Origin of the sequence: Allosphingosinicella sp., assembly GCF_036403745.1 — a bacterium.
Lineage (GTDB): Bacteria > Pseudomonadota > Alphaproteobacteria > Sphingomonadales > Sphingomonadaceae > Allosphingosinicella.
In genome coordinates this window covers 94,392-115,381 of the sequence record NZ_DASWQI010000062.1, presented here as the reverse complement: position 1 = coordinate 115,381, position 20,990 = coordinate 94,392, and the positions used below count along the sequence as shown (strand labels likewise).

Genomic DNA, 20,990 nt, shown 5'->3' with positions numbered 1-20,990 from the left:
GTAAAACTACGGCCGTACGGGGCCCGGGTCGCAATCCGGGGACTAAGTTCCTATTTTGGAACGAATTCCTCTTGCGCGCAGAATTGCCTTGGCACCCGTCATTCACATTGTCGACGACGACGCCCACGTGCGCGCCGCGACCAGCTACCTCCTGACCGGCCAGGGCTATACGACCGAGGTCTATGCCGGCGGCGAGGAGCTTCTGGCGCAGCCGAAGCTCAGAGACGGGTGCGTCCTCCTGGACCTGCGCATGCCGGGGCTCAGCGGCGCCGCAGTCATGGCCCAGATCGCGGCACGCGACGGAGCGCTCCCGGTTATCATGATGAGCGGCCACGGCGATCTGCGCGACGCCGTCCAGGCGATGAAGCTCGGTGCCGTCGACTTCCTGGAAAAGCCGTACCAGGAGGCCGAGCTGATCGCGGCGATCGAGCGGGCGCTCGACGGCGCGCTGCGGAGCCGCGACCGGCGCGAGACGCGGTCCGCAGCCGCAGCGCGCCTCGCCTGCCTCTCCAGCCGCGAACGGCAGGTCCTGCAGGGCCTGCTGGCCGGGATGACCAACAAGGCTATTGCGCGCGCACTGCAGCTGAGCCCCCGCACGGTTGAGATGCACCGGGCGAACATGATGGACGATCTGGGGCTGACCAGCCTTTCGGAGGCGCTCCATCTTGCCATCGAGGCGGAGCTCGCGCCGCTCGAAGGCGCGGACGCGCCTCCCAAGGCTCTGGCCTCAAGCTCGTTCGAAGGCGTGCAGGATGGCCGGCCGGCAGGTCCGGAGCAGCCGGACACGGGGGTCCTCCCGGCTGTGCTCGACGTGCTGGAAGGCACAACCGAGTGCGTGTTCCTGCTCGATGACGATTGGCGCTTCAGCTACCTCAACCGGAACGCCGCCGAGATGTTCGGCGTGGACAGGGACCTGAAAGGCAAGGTCATCTGGCAGGCCTTTCCGCTGTCGGTGGGTACGCGCGCGTGGGAGCAGCTCCATCGCGTCGCCTCCGACCGGCAGGCGCTGCGCTTCCAGTTCTTCGAGCCCGATCTCGAACTTTGGCTCGACGTCAATGCAAGGCCGATGGACAGCGGGTTGCAGGTCTTCTTCCGCGACGTGAGCGCGGAGCGAAAGGCTACCGCGTCGCTGCGCATCAGCGAGGAGGCCTTGCTCCTGGCACTGGAGGCGACGGGAGACGGGGCCTGGGACTGGGACATCCCCACGGGCAACATCGCCATGTCTCCGCGATTCCTGGAGCGGCTGGGCTATGATCCCGACGCCATGCCCGGGCGGTTCGAGGCGGTCCGCCAGCTCGTTCATCCGGACGACCTGGCCAGGGTCTCGGAGCAGCTCAGCAATCATCTGGAAGGCCGCACGCCCACGTTCGAGTGCGAGTATCGGGTGCGGCGGAGCCAGGGCGGGTGGTGTTGGAATTTCGACCGGGGGCGGGTCGTGGCCCGCGACCCGCTCTCCGGCCTTCCCGTCCGCATGGTCGGCAGCGCCTGCGACGTGACCGCTCTTCGCGGCAGCGAGGAGCGCGCCAGGGAAGCGTTCGAGCGGATCGCCGTGGCGCAGGAAAGCGCCGGGGCGGGGACATGGGACCTCGACCTCGCGACGAGGATCGTTCGCCTGTGCCCGCGCAGCCTCGAGATGCACGGCCTTGCGCCGGACGCGGCCGAGACGCTGACGGAAAAGGAATGGCAGGCGACGCTCCACCCGGACGACGTCGCGAGGGTGCATGATGCGCTCGAAGCAAGCGTTGAGCATGGCACCGTCTATCGAGCCGAGTTTCGGACCATCGGGGCGGACGGCCGCTGCCGCTGGGTCCTCGGCCTCGGCAAGACGGTTGCGGACAGCCGCGGCAACGCCTGCCGCTTCGTCGGCCTTAACCAGGACGTCACCGAGCGCGCCGAGGCGGACATGGAGCTGAAGCGGGTGCAGACGGAGGTCGTCCACCTTTCCCGCCTCAGTGCGATGGGCGCGATGGCCGCGACCCTGGCGCACGAGTTGAACCAGCCGCTCACGGCGATCGCGAACTTCACCCGCGGGCTCGGCCGGTCCTTGGGTCAAGCAGGCGGCGACGTCCCCGACACGGTGCTCGATGCCCTTTCCGGGGCGGAGCGGAGCGCGGAATATGCCGCCGAGATCCTCCGGCGCCTGAGGGAGCACGCAGCAGACCGCGAACCCGCCAAGCGGCCCGAGAGCCTGGCGGCGCTTGTCGAGGGCGCGTGCCGGATCGCAGGCGCCTGCTCGCCCGAAGCCGCCAGGCCGGAGGTCTCGATAGCCGCCGATGCCGACCTCGTGCTGGCCGATCCCATCCAGATCGAGCAGGTGCTGCTCAACCTGATCCGGAACGCTCAGGAAGCCGCCGCCGAGAACGCTTCAGGCCATCCCGTGGAGATCAGCGTCCGACGCTCCAGCGCCGGGGACGCGGAGATTCGCGTCAGCGACCAAGGGCCGGGCCTGTCCGAAGACCAGAAAGCGCTGCTCTTTACCCCTTTCGCGAGTTCCAAGAGCGGAGGCCTGGGCATTGGCCTCTCCATCTGCAGGACGATCGTCAACTCCCACGCTGGCCGTATCTGGGTGGAAGACAATGTGCCGAACGGCGCGTCTTTCTGTTTCAGCCTGCCGCTCGCCTCTCGTGCCTGAACGCCACTACGGTATTCTCACGGTCTGGGCGTTTATCCCCTTCTTGTGCCCGGCGGCCTAGTCCCCACTGCCGGAGGGACAGCCAATGCTGGATATGACGGGCAGGAGACGGCGCACAGACACGCACACCGGGATCGAGTTGATCGGTACCCGGAAAGCGCTCGCCAAGTCGGTGGGAAGCCCGGCCGACCTCGCGGATCCCGAGGCGCTCTTCCAGAGCATTCTCGCGGCGAGCGTCGACTGCATCAAGATATTGTCCACGGACGGCCGGCTCGAACTGATGAACGGCCCGGGACTGTGCGCGATGGAGATCGACGATTTCCACCAACTCGTCGGGCAAGAGTGGGCAGCCCTGTGGCCCGCCGGCGAGCGCCAGCTCGTGGAGAGCGCCGTCGTCCAGGCCCGCACCGGCGACGCGGTTCGGTTTACGGCGCCCTGTCCCACGGCGAGAGGCGCCCCGAGATGGTGGGACGTCATCGTGACTCCGATCCGCGACCGTCGTGGGCGGGTCGCGCGGTTGCTGGCCATCTCGCGCGACATCACGGCACACCGGGCGACCGCCGACCGCCTGCGCCGGATCGGGGAAGAGGATTGGTTGACCGACCTTCCCAACCGCCGAAGCTTCCAGATGCGGGTCGAAGCCGCCGCCCTCGAGGCCATGGACAAGTCCTCCACCTTCGGCCTCCTTCTCCTCGACCTCGATCGCTTCAAGCACGTCAACGACATGTTCGGACATGCCGCCGGCGACCACCTCCTGCGCATCGTCGCGCGCAGGCTGCGCGGCGTGCTGGACAAAGGCGCCTTCCTGGCGCGGGTCGGCGGCGACGGGTTCGCCGTCATCGTCCCGGACATCGCCGCCGACCTCGACCTGATCCGCGTCGGCGAGGCGATCCTCGAACGGCTGCAGCGGCCGGCATGTTTCGACGGCCGCCTGATCCACGCCAGCGCAAGCATCGGCGCCGCCCTATTCCCTCGCGACGGGGCCAGCGCCGACGAGCTTTTCAAGAATGCCGACCGGGCTTTGTTCGCGACGAAGGCGCGCGGCCGCGGCGGCATCCAGATGTTCCAGCAGCACATGCGCCAGGCGGCGCAGCGCGAGGCGTCGCAGCTCAGCCTCGCCCGCGTGGCCCTGATGGAAAAGTCCGTGCTGCCTTTCTACCAGCCGAAACTGTGCCTCGCCTCCGGCCGGATCAGCGGATTGGAGGCGCTGCTCCGGTGGGACCATCCGCGCCTCGGCATCCAGCTGCCGGAGACCATCAGCGAAGCGTTCAAGGATTACGAGCTCGCCTCGCGGATCGGCAGCCTGATCCAAAGGGCCGTGATCGGCGACATCCGCGCCTGGCTGCGCCAAGGCGTCGAATTCGGTCATGTCTCGATCAACGCTTCCCCGGCGGAGTTCATGCGCGACGACTATGCGGAGCGTCTCGTCGCCCGCGTCCAGCAGGCGGGCATCTGCCCGAGCCTGGTCCAGATCGAAGTCACGGAGCACGCTTTCCTTGCCCAGGGCGCCGAGCATGTCGAGCGCGCGCTGCGGGTGCTGAGCGCGAACGGGATCCGCATCTCGCTCGACGATTTCGGCACCGGCTATTCGTCGCTCTCGCACATCAAGGACTTCCCGGTCGACACCCTCAAGATCGACAGGTCGTTCGTGTCGACGATCGATACGGTCGCCGAGAGCGCCGCCATCGTGCGGGCCCTCGTCGAGCTGGCGAAGAACCTGTCGATCGAGGTCGTCGCCGAGGGCGTGGAGGACGAAGCGCAGCGCAAGTTCCTGGCCGGGATCGGCTGCGATTACGGCCAAGGCTTCCTGTTCTCCAGGCCGGTGAAGATGGAGGAGGTCGGCGAGCTGCTGCGGAAGCTGCCGCCGCTACTACCGTAGCCTCACCGTATCGACGCGGCACGCGCCTTGTGGTGACGCCGCTTTGGCGACCGTCGCGTTTAAACCCCCACGAGCAAGTGCGGCGGTCGCCACCGGGTTGCCGGCTCTAAAGCATCGGCAGGGATGCCGGCTTCGGCCCCCGCGGGAACGCAGCGTCGATGCGCGCCAGCTCGCTCTCGGACAGCTCGAGATCGCCCGCCGCGCCATTCTGAGCAGTGCGTTCCGGACTCGACGCCTTCGGTATCACGAATGCCGCGCGCGCGAGAAAGGCAAGCCCGACCTGCCGGGGCGTCGCATCGTGGGCTTCGGCGATTTCAGCAAGAACCTCACCCCCCGTCGACCGCGCGTCGGGGAAGCTCCCATGGCCGAACGGGCTGTAGGCGACGACGGCTACCCCGTGCCCTTCGCACCATGGAATGACTTCGTGCTCGATCGCGCGTTCCTCGAGATTGTAGAGCACCTGGTTGCAGGCGATCTTGCCCGGGCCGGCGATACGGAGCGCTTCCTCGAGGTCGGCGACGTCGAAATTGCTGACGCCCCAGCTTAGGATCTTGCCCGACCGGACGAGCTGCTCGAAGCCCTCAATGGTTTCGACGAGGGGAACCGATCCCCGCCAATGAAGCAGGTAGCAATCGAGGCGGTCGGTCCCGAGGCGCGACAACGAGCGCTCGCAGGCCCTGACCACTCCTTCGGCGGAGGCATTGCTGGGAAGCACCTTGGAGACGAGGAACAACTCGTCGCGCCGGCCTTCAATCGCCTCCGCGACCACCAATTCGGCATCGCCGTACATCTCGGCGGTGTCGACGTGGGTCATTCCCTCGTCGAGCCCGCGGCGAAGCGCCGCAACGGCCGGCCCCCGCCTGTCATTGTCGATTTTCCAACTGCCCTGGCCGACGATCGGGACCTGGCGGCCCGTCGATCCAAACTGTCGAAACCGCATCGCTGCCTCCTGGCGTCATTCCAGGCTCCAGTCCGCCGGGATGGGACGACAACGATCAGCGCCCGCGCGCGGTCCACGAAGGTATTCGGCAACTTAACGCAGTCCCCGCGGGTTGGGCGGTTACGGTCCATAGGACAGCATGATGGCGAAAAATTTCGGCGCGGTCCGGGGGCTCAGTCGCTTCGAAGGTTTCACCGACGCGGTGTTCGCCATCGCACTGACTTTGCTCATCGTCGAGATCAAGCCGCCGGGCGCGCATGACGGGCCGCACGGCTACGACAGTCTCGTTCACGCCATGGCGGAGCAATGGCGCGAGCATCTCGCCTTGCTGCTCTGCTACGTCACCATCGGCGCCTATTGGCTGCAGCACCATTATACCGGCCGGATCTACGCGCGCAGCGACCATGTCTTCGGCCTGATCAACCTCCTGTTCCTGCTGGTCATCGTCGTGGTGCCCTATCCGATCCGGGTCTGGTGCTTTCATCTCGGCACGGCGTTCGAGCCCGCGGCCGCGGTGACCCTCACCGTCGCGCTAGCCTCCACGGCGATCGCCTGGATGATGAAGTGGTTCTACGGAATGTCGGGCGGCCGCCGGGTGATGGACGAACGGCTCGCCCCCGACTTCCTGAAGCAGATGACCCGCCGCTACGGCATCGCGACCGCGATCCAGATCGTGGCGGTGCCGGTGGCGTTGGCCTCCCCGCGGATCGGTGCGGGAATCGCCCTGCTGACCGTCGCCTGGTTCCTCATTCCGCAGCCCAGCCCGCGCTACCGGCCGGGCCAGGAGCCGGGCCGCGAAGAGAAAGAGGAGGCGTAGCGACGAGTCCCCAGTTCCACGCAGAGGAGAAAGCCGATGATTGACCGCGCATTGTTCGTTCGCGTCGAGGCGAAGGAAGGCAAGGAGGACGAGGTCGAAGACTTTCTCCGGAAGGCGCTGGACGACGTGATGGAGGAGGAGGGGACGATCAACTGGTATGCCGTCAAGTTCGGGAGCCGCGACTTCGCGATCTTCGACACGTTCGGAAGCGAGAAGGATCGGCTTGCCCACCTTGCCGGCAAGGTCGGCCGGGCCCTGATCGCCCACACCCCGACCTTGCTCCACGGTATACCCAAGATCGAGCATGCCGAAGTGCTGGCGTCCAAGTAGACGGCGGCGGAGTACAAGGACCCAGTCCGAGCGGCGACCGCCGATCAGGCCGCCGTAGCGGCTGCTTTTTCTCCCAGCGCGCGCCGGAGATAGGGTGCGGTGCGGCTGGCCTTTGAGGACGCCACTTTGGCCGGCGGACCGGCGGCAACGATCTTTCCACCCTCGTCGCCGGCGCCCGGGCCGAGGTCGATCACCCAGTCGCTCGCCGCGGCGAGCTTCATGTCGTGATCGACGAGGACGACGCTGTTGCCGGCGTCGACCAGGGCGCTGAGCTGGCCGAGCAGGCGCTCGACGTCCGTCGGGTGGAGGCCGGTGGTCGGCTCGTCGAGCACGTAGAGCGCGCCGCCGCGCTGGGCGCGCTGAAGCTCGGTGGCGAGCTTCACCCTCTGCGCCTCGCCGCCCGAAAACTCCGTCGCGGGCTGACCGAGGCGGATATAGTCGAGGCCCACTTCGCGGAGTACCTTCAAGGAGCGGCAGACGTTGGGCGCGTCGGCGAAGAACTCCCACGCCCCCTCGACGGTGAGGGCGAGCACCTCGGCGATGGACTTGCCGCGGTAGCGTATCTCGAGCGTCTTGGGATTGTAGCGGGTGCCGTGGCACGTCGGGCAGGGGGCGTAGACGCTCGGCAGGAAGAGCAGCTCGACCATCACGAACCCTTCCCCCTCGCAGCGCGGGCAGCGGCCCTTGGCGACGTTGAACGAGAAGCGGCCGGCATCGTAGCGGCGCTTGCGGGCTTCGGGGGTCGCCGCGAAGAGGGCGCGGACGTGGTCGAACAGGCCCGTATAGGTGGCGAGGTTCGAGCGCGGGGTGCGGCCGATCGGCTTCTGGTCGACCTCGATCAGTCGCCTCACCCCTTCGAGGCCGCCGGCGATCCGGCCTTCCGTGGCGGCGGCGGGGCGGTCCTCGAGCGCCGCTTCGGCATCGGGCTCCTCGTCCGGCCCGACCGGCGCGCCGAGCGCGTCCGCGACCAGCTCCACCAGCGCCTGGCTGATCAGGCTCGACTTGCCCGAGCCGGAGATCCCGGTGACCGCGGTCATCACGCCGAGCGGGATCGCGCAATCGACCTCCCGCAGGTTGTTGCGCGTGACCCCCTCCAGCCGCAGCCAGCCCGTGGGCTCGCGGTTGCAGCTGGGAATACCGGCGCCCTCGTCGAACAGGTGGCGCCTTGTTTCGGAGGCGGCGACCTTCCTGAGGCCCTCGATCGGGCCGCTGTAGAGGATCTCGCCGCCACGCTCGCCGGCGGCCGGGCCCACGTCGACGATCCAGTCTGCGCGCCGGACCACGTCCATCTCATGCTCGACGACGAACAGCGAATTGCCGACCGCCTTCAGGCCGTCGAGCGCGCGGAGCAAAGCCTCGGTGTCGGCGGGGTGGAGCCCGGAGGACGGCTCGTCCATCACGTAGACGACGCCGAACAGGTTCGAGACGACCTGGGTAGCGAGCCGGAGCCGCTGAAGCTCGCCGGGCGACAGCGTCGGGGTGCCCCGCTCCAGCGTCAGATAGCCGAGGCCGAGGTCGAGCAGCACCGACAGCCGGCGGCACAGGTCGCCCGCGATCCGCTCGACCACCAGCGCCTTTTCCGGATGGGTCTTGCGCAGGGCCCGGAGCTTGCCCGCCTTCGCCTCGGCATAAGGCGCGAAGATCTTCGAGAAGCGACCCATGGGCAGCCGGCTCATCTCGGCGAAGTCGACGCCCTCGAAGCGGATCGACAGGGCCTCCCGGCGCAGCCTCTTGCCGTCGCAGAGCGGGCAGAGCCGGGCGATCATGAAGCGGGCGGCGCGCTTCTTCATCATCGCGCTCTGGGTGGTTGCGTAGCTGTGGGTGACGTAGCGCTTGGCGCTCGAGAAGGTGCCCATATAGGCCGGCTCGATCTTGCGCCGGATCGCGCGCTGGATCTCGTCATGGCTCCAGCCGGGATAGACCGGCACCTGCGGCTGCTCCTCGGTGAACAGGATCCAGTTGCGCTCCTTCTTCGGCAGCTTGCGCCACGGCGTGTCGACGTCGATGCCGAGGCTGATCAATATGTCGCGCAAATTCTGGCCGCCCCAGGCCGTCGGCCAGGCGGCGACGGCGCGCTCGCGAATCGTTTTCGAAGGATCGGGTACCATCGAGGCTTCGGTGACCTCGTGGATCCGGCCGAGCCCGTGGCAGCGCGGGCAGGCGCCCTCGGGCGTGTTCGGTGAGAAGGATTCCGCGTCGAGATGCGGCTGGCCCGTCGGATATTCGCCGGCGCGCGAATAGAGCATGCGCAAGAGGTTGGAGAGGGTGGTGACGCTTCCGACCGACGACCGCGTGGTCGGCGATCCGCGCTGCTGCTGCAGCGCCACCGCCGGCGGCAGCCCTTCGATCTCGTCGACCTCGGGCACTTCCATCTGGTGGAAGAGGCGGCGCGCGTAGGGCGAAACCGATTCCAGATAGCGCCGCTGCGCCTCGGCATAGAGGGTGGAGAAAGCGAGCGACGACTTGCCCGATCCCGATACGCCGGTGAACACGACCAAGGCGTCGCGCGGAATGTCGACGTCGACGTTCCTGAGGTTGTGCTCGCGGGCGCCGCGAACGCGGACGAAGCCGGAGGCCCTGGTGTCGCGCATGCTAACCTCCTGCCCCCTGCACGCCTCGCGGTTCGCCTTGGTGTCGAGGCTGCGGCTCGCCGTCTTCCAGTCGAACGACCGAGCCAAAGCCGCCGTTCCGCGGACACGGGAATGACGAACCGCTGATTCCCGCAGCTCGCCGGACGAATGCCCTCTTTTTCCCAGTCACCCGAAGCAGAACCGCCGCAATCGGCCGAATCAGACACTCGCTGCACTTTCTACTGCTCGGTAGTCCGGGCCTGTTCCCGTTTGGCGGGCTCGAACATTGCAGCGATTTGCCGCGAGCCGTGCTCGAGACAGCTAAGTCATTGATTTCGCTGGTGACCCCAACGGGAATCGAACCCGTGTTTTCGCCGTGAAAGGGCGACGTCCTAGACCGCTAGACGATGGGGCCGGCGCGGCAGGCGTGGGCCTTAGGCAAGCGGCGCGCGGGGGTCAACCGGGTGGCCGCGCAGTGCCTTCAGGCGGCAGCGAGCGCCTTGGCGATGGCGGCCTGGCAGACCGGGCAGAAGGGCCGGTCGGTGCGCTGCATCAGGCATTCCGCAGTCGGCCGATAGCGGCCCGTCTCGGTGTAGCGCGCGCCTTCGAAGGTGCCGACGACGCCGAGAGGGGCCGGCGGGCGGGTGGCGGCGGCGCAGGTCGGCTTGCCAGGGTGGCCGGGCGTGCAGAGCGCGGCCCACGGCGCCTGGGCGGGGTCGCTCCGGTCGGTGACGTTCGGCTCGAGCGGGTGCGGCTCCGGCGTCGGCTGCTCCGAATTGGTATATTCGTCGGCGAGGCCGAAGGAATGGCCGAGTTCGTGCAGCGCCACCGCCTGCCAGGTCTCGGTCGGCTCGCTGGTGATCGTCACCCACGCTGGCCGCCCCTGGCCGCCGCCCGCGCCGCCGCGCCGGGGCAGGTCGACGAGCACAATCGTAAGCCGCCCCTTGGCGCCGCTCTTCGCGACGAAGGCGTTGACGACGCCGGTGTCGCCGTAGACGAGCCTGCCATTCTGGCTGGTATTGAACAGTCCGCCCGCCGGGCTCGGCCAGAACAAGGCTTCGATCCGCACGCCGCTGTCGGGGTTGTGCGAGAAGGGCGCCTGGCTGCGAATATACTTGTCGAGCGCACCGGCGAATCCGAAGAACCGCGCCTTGTCGGTGAACAGCTCGCTGAGAAGCAGCAAGGTCCACTTGCCGGCCGGGTTGAACGTCGCCTTGTCCACAGGCGGGGCGGGTTTGGCAGAGGCGGCTGCGGCGAGGGGCAGCTGCGCCACGACGGTGTCGCCGCTGCGCGCCCGCACGGCCACCGCGCCCGCGGGCACCGACTTGGGGGCAACGGTCAGGTGCGGATCGGTCTTGTGCCAGTCCATCCCGGCGTCGCCGCTCGGCACTTCGGCGTGAAGCGGCTGCGGCACCAGCGGCCGCATCCGCCCGCCGACGGCCTTGCCGTCCTGGTCCAGGAACTCGACGATCATCCGTGGCGGCGTTCCGTCCGGCGGCGTGTTGGCATGCGCCTTGGCGGCATGGCTGTGGCCGAACGGCAGAGAGATATGCAGACCCATGAGCTTTCCCCCACGAAAAGCGTGCCTAGGGCGCGAGGAAAACACACCAGGGGGTCGCGGTCAAATCCGCTACGGACGATTTTCAGTCCGCCCAGGCGGCGTCGTCCAGATGGAGTTCGGCGGCGATCCGGTCGCCCCATTCGTCGCGGCGGACGCGGCCTGCCAGCCACAGCTTGCGGTGCGGCGGCGCGGCGAGCAGCGCCTGGCCGAGCGCGCCGTCGGCGAGGCGGAAGCCGATCGCCTTGACCCGCCGCCCGTCGTCGCCGGCCACCACCAGCCGCAAATGGCCGTTGCCGACCACGTCCGCCTTGACGATGCGGACCGGCCCGGCCGCCACCCGCGGCGCCGGCCAGCCGACTCCATAAGGCCCGCCGGCCTCCAGCGCGTCGCACAAGGCCGGGCAGACCCCGCCCGGCGCCACCAAAGCGTCGAGCAGCAAGGCGCGCGCGTCCCTGCTGCGGGCGACGTCCACCGCCAGCCGCTCTTCCAGGAAATCCGCCAGCGCTTCGATCTTGTCCCGCGCGACGGTGATCCCCGCCGCCATCGCGTGCCCGCCGCCGGCGACGAGCAGTGCGCTCTCCTTCGCCGCCAGCACCGCCGCGCCGAGATCGACCCCGCCGATCGAGCGGCCCGAGCCCTTGCCCACGCCGTCCGCGTCGAGCGCGACGACGAGCACCGGCCGCCCGAGCTTCTCCTTGAGGCGCCCGGCCACGATGCCGATCACCCCCGGATGCCACCCCTCGCCCGCGACCACCACCACCGCGCGATTGGCCTGGGCCGGGCACAGCGCCTCCGCCGCCTCGCACACCGAAGCCTCGATTGCACGCCTCTCCTCGTTCAGCCGGTCGAGCTCGGCCGCAATGGCGGCCGCTTCGCCCTCATCCTCGGTGGTCAGCAGCCGCACGCCGAGGTCCGATTTGCCGACCCGCCCGCCGGCGTTGATCCTGGGGCCCAGCGCGAAGCCCAGATCGGTGCAGGTCGGCGCCCGCACCAGCCGCGCCGCGTCGGCCAGGGCGGCAAGGCCGATATTGCCCCGCGCCGCCATCACCTTCAGCCCCTGCGTCACGAACGCCCGGTTGAGCCCGCGCAGCTGCGCGACGTCGGCGACCGTGCCCAGCGCAACCAGGTCGAGCAGCGCGATCAGCTTGGGCTCCTCGCGCCGCGCGAAATAGTCCCGCCCCCGCAGCGTCCGCACCAAGGCGGCGGCGAGCAGAAAGCTCACCCCCACCGCGGCGAGATGGCCGTGCGCCGCGCCCTCGTCGCCCTCGTCCAATCGGTTCGGATTGACCAGCGCCAGCGCCCTGGGCAGCGCCGCCGCGCATTTGTGATGGTCGACGACGATCACCTCGACGCCGGCCTCCGCCGCCATCGCCAGCGCCTCGAACGCCTGCGCCCCGCAATCGACGGTCACGATCAGCCGCGCGCCCTCGGCCCCCAAACGCACCAGCGCCTCGCCGGACGGGCCGTAGCCCTCCATCAGCCGGTCCGGAATGTACGCGCGCGGGTCGAGCCCAAGCTGCCGCAACAACCGCACCAGCAGCGCCGCAGATGTCGCGCCGTCGACGTCATAGTCGCCGAACACGGTCACCGCCTCGCCCGCCTCGACGGCGTCGGCAAGCCGCGCCGCCGCCGCGTCCATATCGCGGAACAGCGACGGGTCGGGCATGAAGCCGCGCAAGGTCGGCTGGCGATGCCGCATCAGCTCCTCGCGCACCACGCCGCGCGCCATCAGCAATTGGTCGACGAGGTCGTCCGGCACGAACGATGCGTCATGCCCGTCCGCCGCCGACCCCCGCCAGCGCCAGGGCTGGCCGAGGATGGAGTGCGAAACTCCGCAGACATGGGCGGCGGTGAGCATCGCGCCAGCTTAGGCGCGCGACGGCCGCCTGTGAATCCACCCCCGCCGAAAGCTGTGGATTAGTGCCGGCTCCTACAGCCCCGGCTCGTGCCGGTGCTGCCCCTTGACCCACCGCACGGTGCCGGACGACGCCCGCATCACCACGCTCTCAGTGCCGATGAAGTCGCGCCGCCGCTTCACACCGCCGAGCATCGACCCGTCCGTCACGCCGGTCGCGGCGAAGATGCAGTCGCCCTTGGCGAGGTCTTCGAGATGGTAGATCCGGTCGAGGTCGTCGACGCCCCAGCGGTGGGCGCGGGCGATCTCGTCCGCATTACGGAACAGCAAACGCCCCTGGAACTGGCCGCCGACGCAGCGCAAGGCCGCCGCCGCCAGCACGCCCTCCGGCGCGCCGCCCGAGCCCATGTAGATGTCGATCGTGGTCTCGGGATTGGTGACCGCGATTACCCCCGACACGTCGCCGTCCGGGATCAGGTGGATTCCGCAGCCGAGCCCGCGCAGCTCGGCGATCAGCGCCTGGTGGCGCGGCCGGTCGAGCACGCAGACGATGAGCTCGGAAGGGTCCACGCCCTTCGCCCGCGCCACCGCCCGGACATTGTCCGTCGGCGTCGCGGCAAGGTCGATGATCCCGGCAGGATAGCCCGGGCCCACCGCCAGTTTGTCCATGTAGACGTCGGGCGCATTCAGGAGCCCGCCCTCCTCGGCGATGGCCAGCACCGCCAGCGCGTTGGGCGCGCCGTGCGCGGTCAAAGTCGTCCCCTCGAGCGGATCGAGGGCGATGTCGATCTTCGGGCCGCTGCCCTGCGCGGCGCCGACCTTCTCGCCGATATAGAGCATCGGCGCCTCGTCGCGCTCGCCTTCGCCGATCACCACCGTGCCGTCGAATTCGAGCGTGTTGAGCGCCGCGCGCATCGCCTCGACCGCCGCATGGTCGGCCGCCTTCTCGTCGCCGCGGCCGACGAGCTTGGAGGCCGCCACCGCCGCCGCCTCGGTCACCCGGACCATCTCCAGCACCAGGACGCGGTCGAGTACGTGGCTTGCGCTCACCATGATTTGTGTCATCCTCCTGTCGGCCCGAGGGCGGTTTGCGGGCGGCGATAGGGGAGAGCCGTGGCGAAGTCGAGATTGGCGCCGATGCTGATGCCGCCGCTGCTGATATGGGCAGCGCTCACCGCCGCGCCCGCCGCGGCGCAAACTCCAATTCCGCTCACCCCGCAAGAAGCCGCCACCCTCGACCGCGCCATGACCAGGCCGCCCGGCCTCCCCGCCCCCTGCACCGGCACCGGCGCCGGCAACGAAATCGTCGTCTGCGCCCACCGGGAAAAGCCCATCGAATTCGAGCGCGAGCCCGGCGAGATCGTCCGCCACATCAACGAGCCCGGCTTCGGCATCGCCGCCCTCGCCGCCGACCGCTGCACCCGCCTCTGCAACGTCGGCGTCACGGTCGACTTGGTCGGCGCGGCCAGAGCAGTGCCCAAGATCGTCCGCCACATCCTCGGCAGGGATTGAGGCCCACGAGCCCCGCGGACGTGCGGGGCACGGCGCTGGCCGCGGACTGCCGTCAGCCGGGGGTCGGTGCGCGTTTGTCCTCGGTCATCGTCTCGAAGTCGCCCGCCTCGTGCCGTTCGCGCAGCTGCGTGGAGGGATCGCCCGTCACCCGGTTGACCATGCGGCCGCGGACGACGGCGGGGCGGGCGGCGATGGCCTGGGTCCAGCGGGCGACGTTGCGATACGTCTCGACCTGGAGGAATTCGCCGGCGCCGTAGAGCTCGCCCAGCGCGAGGAGACCGTACCAGGGCCAGGCGGCGATGTCGGCGATGCCGTAGTCGGCGCCGCCGAGATATTCGCTCTCCGCCAGCCGCCGGTCGAGCACGTCCAATTGCCGCTTCACTTCCATCGCATAGCGGTTGATCGGATATTCGAACTTCTCGGGCGCATAGGCGTAGAAATGGCCGAAGCCGCCGCCAAGGAACGGGGCGCTGCCGACCTGCCAGATCAGCCAGGAGAGCGCCTCCGCCCGCTCCGCTCCCGCGGCGGGAAGGAACGCCCCGAACTTCTCGGCGAGGTGCATCAGGATCGCGCCGGATTCGAACACGCGCACCGGCTCCGGTCCGCTGCGGTCGAGCAAGGCGGGAATCTTCGAATTCGGGTTAACCCCGACGAAGCCGCTGGAAAATTGGTCTCCCTCGCCGATGTTGATCAGCCACGCGTCGTATTCCGCGCCGGCATGCCCGACCGCGAGCATCTCCTCGAGCATGATCGTGACTTTCACCCCGTTCGGCGTGCCGAGCGAATAGAGCTGGAGCGGGTGGCGGCCGACGGGCAGATCCTTGTCGTGGGTGGCGCCGGCGACGGGGCGGTTGATGTTGGCGAAGCGGCCGCCGCTGGCGCTGTCCCAGGTCCAGACGGGGGGTGGGGTGTAGGCGGAAGTCTCGGTCATCTCGTGGTCCTTTTCGGAAGGCGGTTTAGCACAGCTGCCGGAGTCAGGAATGGGCGCTGGGCTGCCAGCCGCCGCCCAGGGCCCGGAACAGTTCGACCTGCGCGTCGGCGATGCGGGCGTCGGCTTCGGCGACCGCGGCCTGGGCGTCGGCGAGGGTGCGTTCGGTGTCGAGCAGCTCCAGGGAGTTGATGTCGCCCTCGCGCTGGCGGGCGCGGGTGATGGCGGCGGCGCGCTCGGCCTGGTCGCGGGCGCTGGCGAGCGCGGTGCGGCGGTCGAGGAGGTTGGCGTAGGCGGAGAGCGCCGTCTCGGTCTCCTGCAGGGCCCGCAGCACCGTGCCGTCGAAGGTGGCGAGGGCGGCCTGGCTGTCGGCCTGCGCCTCGGCGATGCGGGCGCGGGCGGGGCCGCGGTTGACGGTCCAGCTCAGCAGCGACCCGAGCAGCCAGTGGACCGGGCCGCCGGTGACGAGATCGCCGAGCTTGGAGGCGGTCGAGCCGAACGAGCCGCCGAGGCTGATCCGCGGGTAGAGATCGGCGGTGGCGATTCCGATGCGGGCGGTGGAGGCCGCGAGGCGGCGCTCGGCGGCGCGGACGTCCGGCCGGCGGGCGAGGAGGGCGGCGCCGTCGCCGACCGGGATCGGGCTGTCGAGCCGCAGCGTCTGGCGCCGCGCGCCCGCTTCGGGGGGGAGATCGGCGGGGGTGCGGCCGGTGAGCATGGCGAGGCGGAACAAGGCCGCCTGGCGCTCGGCGAGGAGCGAGGGGACTTCGGCCCGCCGCTGGTCGCGGAGCGCGGCGATGCGGGCGACGTCGAGGCCGGTGGTGAGGCCGACAGTGTGGCGCTTCTCGGTCAAGGCCAGAGACTTGTCGAGGAGGGCGACGATATGCTCGGCGACCGACTGCCGTTCGGCGGCGGAGGCGGCGTCGGCATAAGCGCGGGCGGTTTCGGCGGCGACCAGCACGCGCACCGCGGCGACGTCCGCGTCGGCGGCGCCGACTTCGCCCCGCGCCGCTTCGACGCCCCGGGAGGCGCGGCCGAACAGGTCGACTTCGTAGGCGACGCTGACCCCGGCATCGAACGACCAATCCTCCCGCGGGGCGCCGGGGGCGGTCTGGCCGAGTGGCGCACGGCCGTAGCTCGCCCCGCCCCCGACCGAGAGCTGCGGCGCCCGCTCGCCCCGCACTTCCCGCAGCGAGGCGCGGGCGCGGGCGAGGCGGGCGATCGCCACCCGGACGTCGGTGTTCGCCGCCAGCGCATCGGCGACGAGGCGGTCGAGCACCGGGTCGCGATACAGCCGCCACCAGTCGCCCTGCACCTGCGCGCTCGGATCGAGCGCGGGCGAGTTGGCGGAGAGGAAGGGCCCGGCCGCCGTGGTCGGCGTCGCGGGGCGCACATAGTTCGGGCCGGACGCGCAGGCGGCGGCGGCGAGCGCGAGGGTCGAGACGAGGATCGGGCGGAGGCGGGTCATGGGCTGGTTCCTCATTCGGCCGGCTGGAGCTGCGCGGGGGGCAGGCGGCGGGCGGGGAGCAGGCCCCGCAGCCGCTGCGGCAGCGTGCGGCAGACGACGTAGAAAGTGGGCGTGAAGAGGAGGCCGAAGCCGGTCACCCCCGCCATGCCGAAGAAGACCGCCGTGCCGAGCGCCTGCCGGAGCTCCGCGCCGGCGCCGGTGGCGATGAGCAGGGGGACCGAGCCGAAGATGAAGGCGAAGCTGGTCATCAGGATCGGCCGCAGCCGCATCTGCGCGGCGTGGATCGCGGCTTCCGCCGGGCTGAGGCCGTCCTCGGCCTCGCCTTGGCGGGCGAACTCGACCACCAGGATGGCGTTCTTGGCGGCGAGCGCGATCAGCACGATGAGGCCGATCTGGGTCAGGACATTGTTATCCATGCCGCGCAGGTTCACCCCCACCATCGCCGCGAACAGGCACATGGGCAGGATGAGGATGATCGCCAGCGGTAGCGTCAGGCTCTCATATTGCGCGGCGAGGACGAGGAATACGAACAGCACGGCCAGCGCGAAGACGATGCCGGCGGTGCTGCCGGCTTCCTTCTGCTGGTAGGCGATGCCCGTCCATTCCGTGCTGTAGCCGGGCGCCAGCGTCTCGCCGGCGAGCTTCTCCATCACCGTCAGCGAATGGCCGGAGGAGAAGCCGGGGGCGGTGTCGCCGTCCAGCTCGACCGCCGGGAAGAGGTTGTAGCGCACGACGCGGTAGGGGCCGGTCTTGTCCTTGAAGGTCGCGACCGAGCCCAATGGCACCATCGCGCCGGAGGTGGAGCGGGTCTGGAGGTTGGCGATGTCGGCCTGGGTGGCGCGGTAGGGCGCGTCGGCCTGGGCGGTGACGCGGTAGGTGCGGCCGAGCAAGTTGAAATCGTTGACGAAGGCCGAGCCGAGATAGACTTGCAGCGCCTCGTTCACCCGCTCCGCCGGCACGCCGAGCATGTCGGCCTTGCTGCGGTCGATGTCGGCGAAGACCCGCGGTGTCACGGTGTTGAACAGGGTGTAGACCTGCTTGAGACCCGGGGTCTGGTTGGCCTTGGCCATCATGGCATAGGCCTGGCCGGCGAGCCCCTCATAGCCGTGCTGGCCCTTGTCCTGGATCATGATGCGGTAGCCGCCGGCCGAGCCGATGCCCTGGATGAGCGGCGGCGGCAGGACGAAGAGCTGCGCCTCGTTGACGTCGCCGGTGGCCTTGCGGGCCTCGTCCATGATCTGCTGGAACGAGACTCCGAGCTTCTTCCTCTCCTCGAACGACTGGAGCGGGATGTAGGCGGCGGCGGCATTGGGGGCGAGGGTCTGCGAGGCGCCGTCGAAGCCGGCCAGCATCACCGCGCCCTTGACGCCCTTGATGGGCAGGATCTTGGCGACGACCTTGCGCATCACCGCGTCGGTGCGTTCCAGCGACGAGCCGGGCGGGAGCTGGATGGCGGTGAGGAAATAGCCCTGGTCCTGCGCCGGGATGAAGCCCGAGGGGGTCATCCAGAACAGGCCGAGGGTAAGGCCGATGAGGATTGCATAGGCGGCCATCATCCGCTTCGGGGCGGCGATGAGCCGTGCGGTAAGCCGTCCGTAGCCGTGGCTAAGCCGTGCGAACGCCCGGTTGAACCGGTCGCCCGCGGCAATGGCGAGGCGGTGGAGCGGCCCGCCCACCCTGTCCTCGTGGCGGCCCTTGAGCAGGATCGCGGCGAGCGCCGGCGACAGGGTCAGCGACAGGAGCAGGGAGATGACGGTGGCGGCCGAGATCGTCACCGCGAACTGGTGGTAGAAGGCGCCCGAAAGGCCGCCGAGGAACAGGGTCGGCAGGAACACGGCGCACAGCACCAGCACGATGGCGACGAGGGCGCCGGAAACTTCGTTCATCGACGTCTTCGCGGCCTCAAGCGGTGAGAGACCCTCGTCGAGGTTGCGCTCCACATTCTCGACCACGACGATGGCGTCGTCGACGACGATGCCGATCGCCAGCACCAAGCCGAACAGCGACAGATTATTCAGCGAATAGCCGACCGCCGCCAGCACCGCGAAGGTGCCGATCAGCGACACCGGGATCGCGACGACCGGGATGATCGCGGCCCGCCATTTCTGAAGGAAAGCGATGATGACGAGGACGACGAGGAAGATCGCCTCGAGCAGAGTGTGCACGACGGCGTCGATCGACTGGGCGATGAATTCGGTCGGGTTGTAGATGACCCGGTACTCGAGCCCCTTGGGGAAGCTCTTCGACAGGTGCTGCATCTCCGCCTCGACCGCCTTGGCGGCGGCGAGGGCATTGGAACCGGGGCGCTGGAACACGCCGAGGATGACGGTCGGCTGGTTCGAGAGATAGGTGTTGGAGGTGTAATCGGCGGCGCCGAGCTCGACGCGACCGACGTCCGACACCCGCACCTGCCGCCCGTCGGCGTCGGTGCGGATGATGACGTTGGCGAACTGCGCCGGGTCGGTGAGCCGCCCCTGCGTCTCGACATTGACCTGGAAGGCGGCGCCGCTCGCATAAGGCGGCTGGCCCAACGTGCCGGCGGAGACCTGGACGTTCTGGGCGCGTAGCGCCGAGACGATGTCGCCGGCGGTGAGGCCGAGGGCGGCGGCGCGGCCGGGGTCGATCCAGACCCGCATCGCGTAATCGCGCGAGCCGAACTGCCGCACGTCGCCGACGCCGTCGATGCGGCTCAGCCGGTCGCGCACCTGGGTCAGCGCATAGTTGGAGATGTAGCCGCGATCGAGGCTGTTGTCGGGGGAGATGAGGTTCACGACCATCAGGAAGTCTGGCGCCGTCTTGCGGGTGACGACGCCGAGGCGCTGCACGTCGGTCGGCAGGCGCGGGACGGCGATGGCGACCCGGTTCTGGACCAACACCTGCGCGGCGTTGAGGTCCGTGCCCTGCTTGAAGGTGACGGTGATCGTTACCGCTCCGTCGCCGGTCGATTGCGACGACAGATACAGCATGTTGTCGACGCCGTTCACTTCCTGCTCGATCGGCGCCGCCACCGTCTCGGCGACGGTCTCTGCCGACGCGCCCGGATAGGCGGCGGTGACCGTCACCGTCGGCGGGACGATGTCCGGATATTGCGAGACCGGCAGGCCGAAATAGGCGAGCCCGCCGACCACCGTGATGAGGATCGCGATGACGGCTGCGAAGATCGGCCGGACGATGAAGAATTGCGAGAGGCGGCGCATGGCGGCTCCTGAAGGCGAAAAGGGGGGTACGCGTCAGCGGAAGGTGGCTTCGCCGCTGATCGGCGCCGCGGAGGAGGCGATGGCCGTCGGTTGGGCGACCGGCGCGATGCGGGTGAGGCGCGCCTGGACCTTCGTCCCGGGCATGGCGAGCTGGGTTCCGGTGACGATCACCCGGTCGGTCGGCGCGATGCCCGAGCGGACGACGCGGAGCCCTTCCGCCACCGGGCCGAGTTCGACGGGCTTGGGGACGACGGTGCCGTCGGGGGCGGCGACGAGGAGGAGCTTGCGCGCCTGGTCGGTCTGCACCGCCGAGTCCGGGACCAGCATGGCCGTCATGGCATGGCCGGTGGTGAGGCGCATGTTGCCGAACATGCCGGGCGTCAGGAACGCGCCGCCGTTGCGCACCACGGCGCGGCCGCGGATCGTCCCCGACTTGGGGTCGAGACCGTTGTCGGTGAAATCGAGCTGACCGGTCCAGCGGTAGCCAGTCTCGTCCTGCAGGCGGATTTGGACTGCGGTGCCGGCGCCGCCGCTCTCCCGCGCCCGCTTCATCTTCAGGAACAACGCTTCGGACCCCTGGAAGGTGAAGTAGATGGGATCGACGGCATTGATCGTCGTGAGCAGGGTCGCCGCCGTGCCTTCGCCGCCGGCGACGAGGTTGCCGGCGTCGGCGCGGCGGTCGGAGACGCGGCCGCTGATCGGTGCGCGCACCTGGGTGAACTCGACGTCGAGGGCCCGCGAGCGGACCCGGGCCTGGGCCGCGGCGAGCGCCGCCTGGGTGGCGCGGACCTTGGCGCGGAGCCGGTCGACGTCGCTCTTCGACACCGCGTCGGCGCCGAGCAGGCGATTTGCGCGGTCGAGATCGGCATGAGCGAGGGCGAGATCGCTGCGCGCGGTGGCGAGGCCGGCCTGCGCCTCGGCGAGGGCGGCGAGGTAAGGGCGCGGATCGATGGTGAAGAGCAATTGGCCCTGGCGGACGAAGGCGCCGTCGGTGAAGTGGACGGCCGTGATCGCGCCGGCGACGCGGGGGCGGACCTCGACCGTCTTGCTCGCCTCGAAGCGGCCGACATAATCGTCCCACTCGTCGATCTGGCGGACGAGCGGGGTCGCGACCGACACCGTCGGCGGCGGCGGCGCGGCGGCGGCGGCGTGGGGGCGGCTGGTGAGGGTCCAGGCGCCCGCCACGAGCGCCACGGGCACGAGCACCAGGCTGCCCTTCTGCCAGGGGCGCAGGCGCCGCAGCGGCTGGGGCTTTCCGCCGGTTTCGTCGGCGGCGATCGGGGCGACCATGTTCATCGTCATGT

Annotated in this window: 14 protein-coding genes and 1 tRNA gene; 5 read left to right on the top strand and 10 right to left on the bottom strand. The window is 69.6% G+C overall.

The genetic code is table 11. The features are described from left to right. The first annotated feature begins 88 nt into the window (after positions 1–88). Together VGC56_RS12380 and VGC56_RS12375 are read left to right on the top strand one after the other, a co-directional pair. Positions 89–2,632 (top strand): PAS domain-containing protein, encoded by a 2,544-nt coding sequence (locus VGC56_RS12380; protein ID WP_464125257.1) that lies wholly within the window; start codon positions 89–91, stop codon positions 2,630–2,632. Between the two features lie 139 nt (positions 2,633–2,771). Then, positions 2,772–4,511: a putative bifunctional diguanylate cyclase/phosphodiesterase gene (locus tag VGC56_RS12375; protein WP_464125256.1), complete on the top strand. Its 1,740-nt coding sequence runs from the start codon at positions 2,772–2,774 to the stop codon at positions 4,509–4,511. A gap of 106 nt (positions 4,512–4,617) precedes the next feature. Here VGC56_RS12375 and VGC56_RS12370 read toward each other — a convergent pair whose 3' ends face one another. Further along, positions 4,618–5,451, bottom strand: coding sequence for an aldo/keto reductase (locus tag VGC56_RS12370; protein WP_464125254.1), 834 nt, complete (start codon positions 5,449–5,451; stop codon positions 4,618–4,620). A gap of 142 nt (positions 5,452–5,593) precedes the next feature. Between VGC56_RS12370 and VGC56_RS12365 the strand changes: the two genes are divergently transcribed. Both VGC56_RS12365 and VGC56_RS12360 read left to right on the top strand, forming a co-directional pair. After that, the gene (locus tag VGC56_RS12365; RefSeq protein WP_464125253.1) at positions 5,594–6,268 is read left to right on the top strand and encodes a TMEM175 family protein; all 675 of its coding nucleotides are present in this window, start codon (positions 5,594–5,596) and stop codon (positions 6,266–6,268) included. Positions 6,269–6,304: 36 nt separating this feature from the next. Beyond that, positions 6,305–6,598, top strand: a complete 294-nt coding sequence (locus tag VGC56_RS12360; RefSeq protein WP_464125251.1) for a putative quinol monooxygenase — start codon at positions 6,305–6,307, stop codon at positions 6,596–6,598. A 44-nt stretch (positions 6,599–6,642) separates the two neighbouring features. Here the strand turns inward: VGC56_RS12360 and VGC56_RS12355 are convergent, their stop codons facing one another. The 5 genes from VGC56_RS12355 to glpX all read right to left on the bottom strand — a co-directional run bounded on the left by VGC56_RS12355 (position 6,643) and on the right by glpX (position 13,637). Beyond that, complete coding sequence (locus VGC56_RS12355) at positions 6,643–9,189, bottom strand: excinuclease ABC subunit UvrA (protein WP_464125249.1); 2,547 nt, start codon at positions 9,187–9,189, stop codon at positions 6,643–6,645. Between the two features lie 318 nt (positions 9,190–9,507). Then, positions 9,508–9,583: transfer RNA gene (locus VGC56_RS12350), tRNA-Glu, on the bottom strand. A gap of 66 nt (positions 9,584–9,649) precedes the next feature. Next, on the bottom strand, positions 9,650–10,729 hold the full coding sequence (locus tag VGC56_RS12345; protein ID WP_464125247.1) for a M64 family metallopeptidase: 1,080 nt from the start codon (positions 10,727–10,729) through the stop codon (positions 9,650–9,652). An 82-nt stretch (positions 10,730–10,811) separates the two neighbouring features. Beyond that, positions 10,812–12,587 (bottom strand): single-stranded-DNA-specific exonuclease RecJ, encoded by a 1,776-nt coding sequence (gene recJ / locus VGC56_RS12340; RefSeq protein ID WP_464125245.1) that lies wholly within the window; start codon positions 12,585–12,587, stop codon positions 10,812–10,814. A 72-nt stretch (positions 12,588–12,659) separates the two neighbouring features. Continuing rightward, a complete protein-coding gene (glpX, locus tag VGC56_RS12335; protein ID WP_464125243.1) occupies positions 12,660–13,637 on the bottom strand; it encodes a class II fructose-bisphosphatase in 978 nt (325 codons plus the stop codon). A gap of 60 nt (positions 13,638–13,697) precedes the next feature. On the opposite strand from glpX, the gene VGC56_RS12330 reads away from it, so the two are divergent. Then, positions 13,698–14,096, top strand: coding sequence for a hypothetical protein (locus VGC56_RS12330; RefSeq protein ID WP_464125242.1), 399 nt, complete (start codon positions 13,698–13,700; stop codon positions 14,094–14,096). Positions 14,097–14,148: 52 nt separating this feature from the next. Here the strand turns inward: VGC56_RS12330 and yghU are convergent, their stop codons facing one another. Genes yghU through VGC56_RS12310 form a run of 4 tightly spaced genes read right to left on the bottom strand, consistent with a single transcriptional unit; the run spans position 14,149 to position 20,982 of the window. Next, positions 14,149–15,027 (bottom strand): glutathione-dependent disulfide-bond oxidoreductase, encoded by an 879-nt coding sequence (gene yghU, locus VGC56_RS12325; RefSeq protein ID WP_464125240.1) that lies wholly within the window; start codon positions 15,025–15,027, stop codon positions 14,149–14,151. A gap of 43 nt (positions 15,028–15,070) precedes the next feature. Then, the gene (locus VGC56_RS12320) at positions 15,071–16,489 is read right to left on the bottom strand and encodes an efflux transporter outer membrane subunit (protein ID WP_464125239.1); all 1,419 of its coding nucleotides are present in this window, start codon (positions 16,487–16,489) and stop codon (positions 15,071–15,073) included. An 11-nt stretch (positions 16,490–16,500) separates the two neighbouring features. Continuing rightward, positions 16,501–19,686 carry an efflux RND transporter permease subunit gene (locus VGC56_RS12315; protein WP_464125238.1) on the bottom strand — a complete coding sequence of 1,062 codons (3,186 nt, stop codon included), beginning with the start codon at positions 19,684–19,686 and terminating at the stop codon, positions 16,501–16,503. Positions 19,687–19,719: 33 nt separating this feature from the next. After that, a complete protein-coding gene (locus VGC56_RS12310) occupies positions 19,720–20,982 on the bottom strand; it encodes an efflux RND transporter periplasmic adaptor subunit (protein ID WP_464125236.1) in 1,263 nt (420 codons plus the stop codon). Positions 20,983–20,990: the final 8 nt, after the last annotated feature.

Bases quoted from the DNA above. Each gene is read 5' to 3' on its own strand.
- VGC56_RS12370 (WP_464125254.1), bottom strand. From the start codon at position 5,451: ATGCGGTTTCGACAGTTTGGATCGACGGGCCGCCAGGTCCCGATCGTC.
- VGC56_RS12310 (WP_464125236.1), bottom strand. From the start codon at position 20,982: ATGAACATGGTCGCCCCGATCGCCGCCGACGAAACCGGCGGAAAGCCC.
- VGC56_RS12365 (WP_464125253.1), top strand. From the start codon at position 5,594: ATGGCGAAAAATTTCGGCGCGGTCCGGGGGCTCAGTCGCTTCGAAGGT.
- recJ (WP_464125245.1), bottom strand. From the start codon at position 12,587: ATGCTCACCGCCGCCCATGTCTGCGGAGTTTCGCACTCCATCCTCGGC.
- VGC56_RS12320 (WP_464125239.1), bottom strand. From the start codon at position 16,489: ATGACCCGCCTCCGCCCGATCCTCGTCTCGACCCTCGCGCTCGCCGCC.
- VGC56_RS12360 (WP_464125251.1), top strand. From the start codon at position 6,305: ATGATTGACCGCGCATTGTTCGTTCGCGTCGAGGCGAAGGAAGGCAAG.
- glpX (WP_464125243.1), bottom strand. From the start codon at position 13,637: ATGGTGAGCGCAAGCCACGTACTCGACCGCGTCCTGGTGCTGGAGATG.
- VGC56_RS12315 (WP_464125238.1), bottom strand. From the start codon at position 19,686: ATGCGCCGCCTCTCGCAATTCTTCATCGTCCGGCCGATCTTCGCAGCC.
- VGC56_RS12345 (WP_464125247.1), bottom strand. From the start codon at position 10,729: ATGGGTCTGCATATCTCTCTGCCGTTCGGCCACAGCCATGCCGCCAAG.
- VGC56_RS12355 (WP_464125249.1), bottom strand. From the start codon at position 9,189: ATGCGCGACACCAGGGCCTCCGGCTTCGTCCGCGTTCGCGGCGCCCGC.
- yghU (WP_464125240.1), bottom strand. From the start codon at position 15,027: ATGACCGAGACTTCCGCCTACACCCCACCCCCCGTCTGGACCTGGGAC.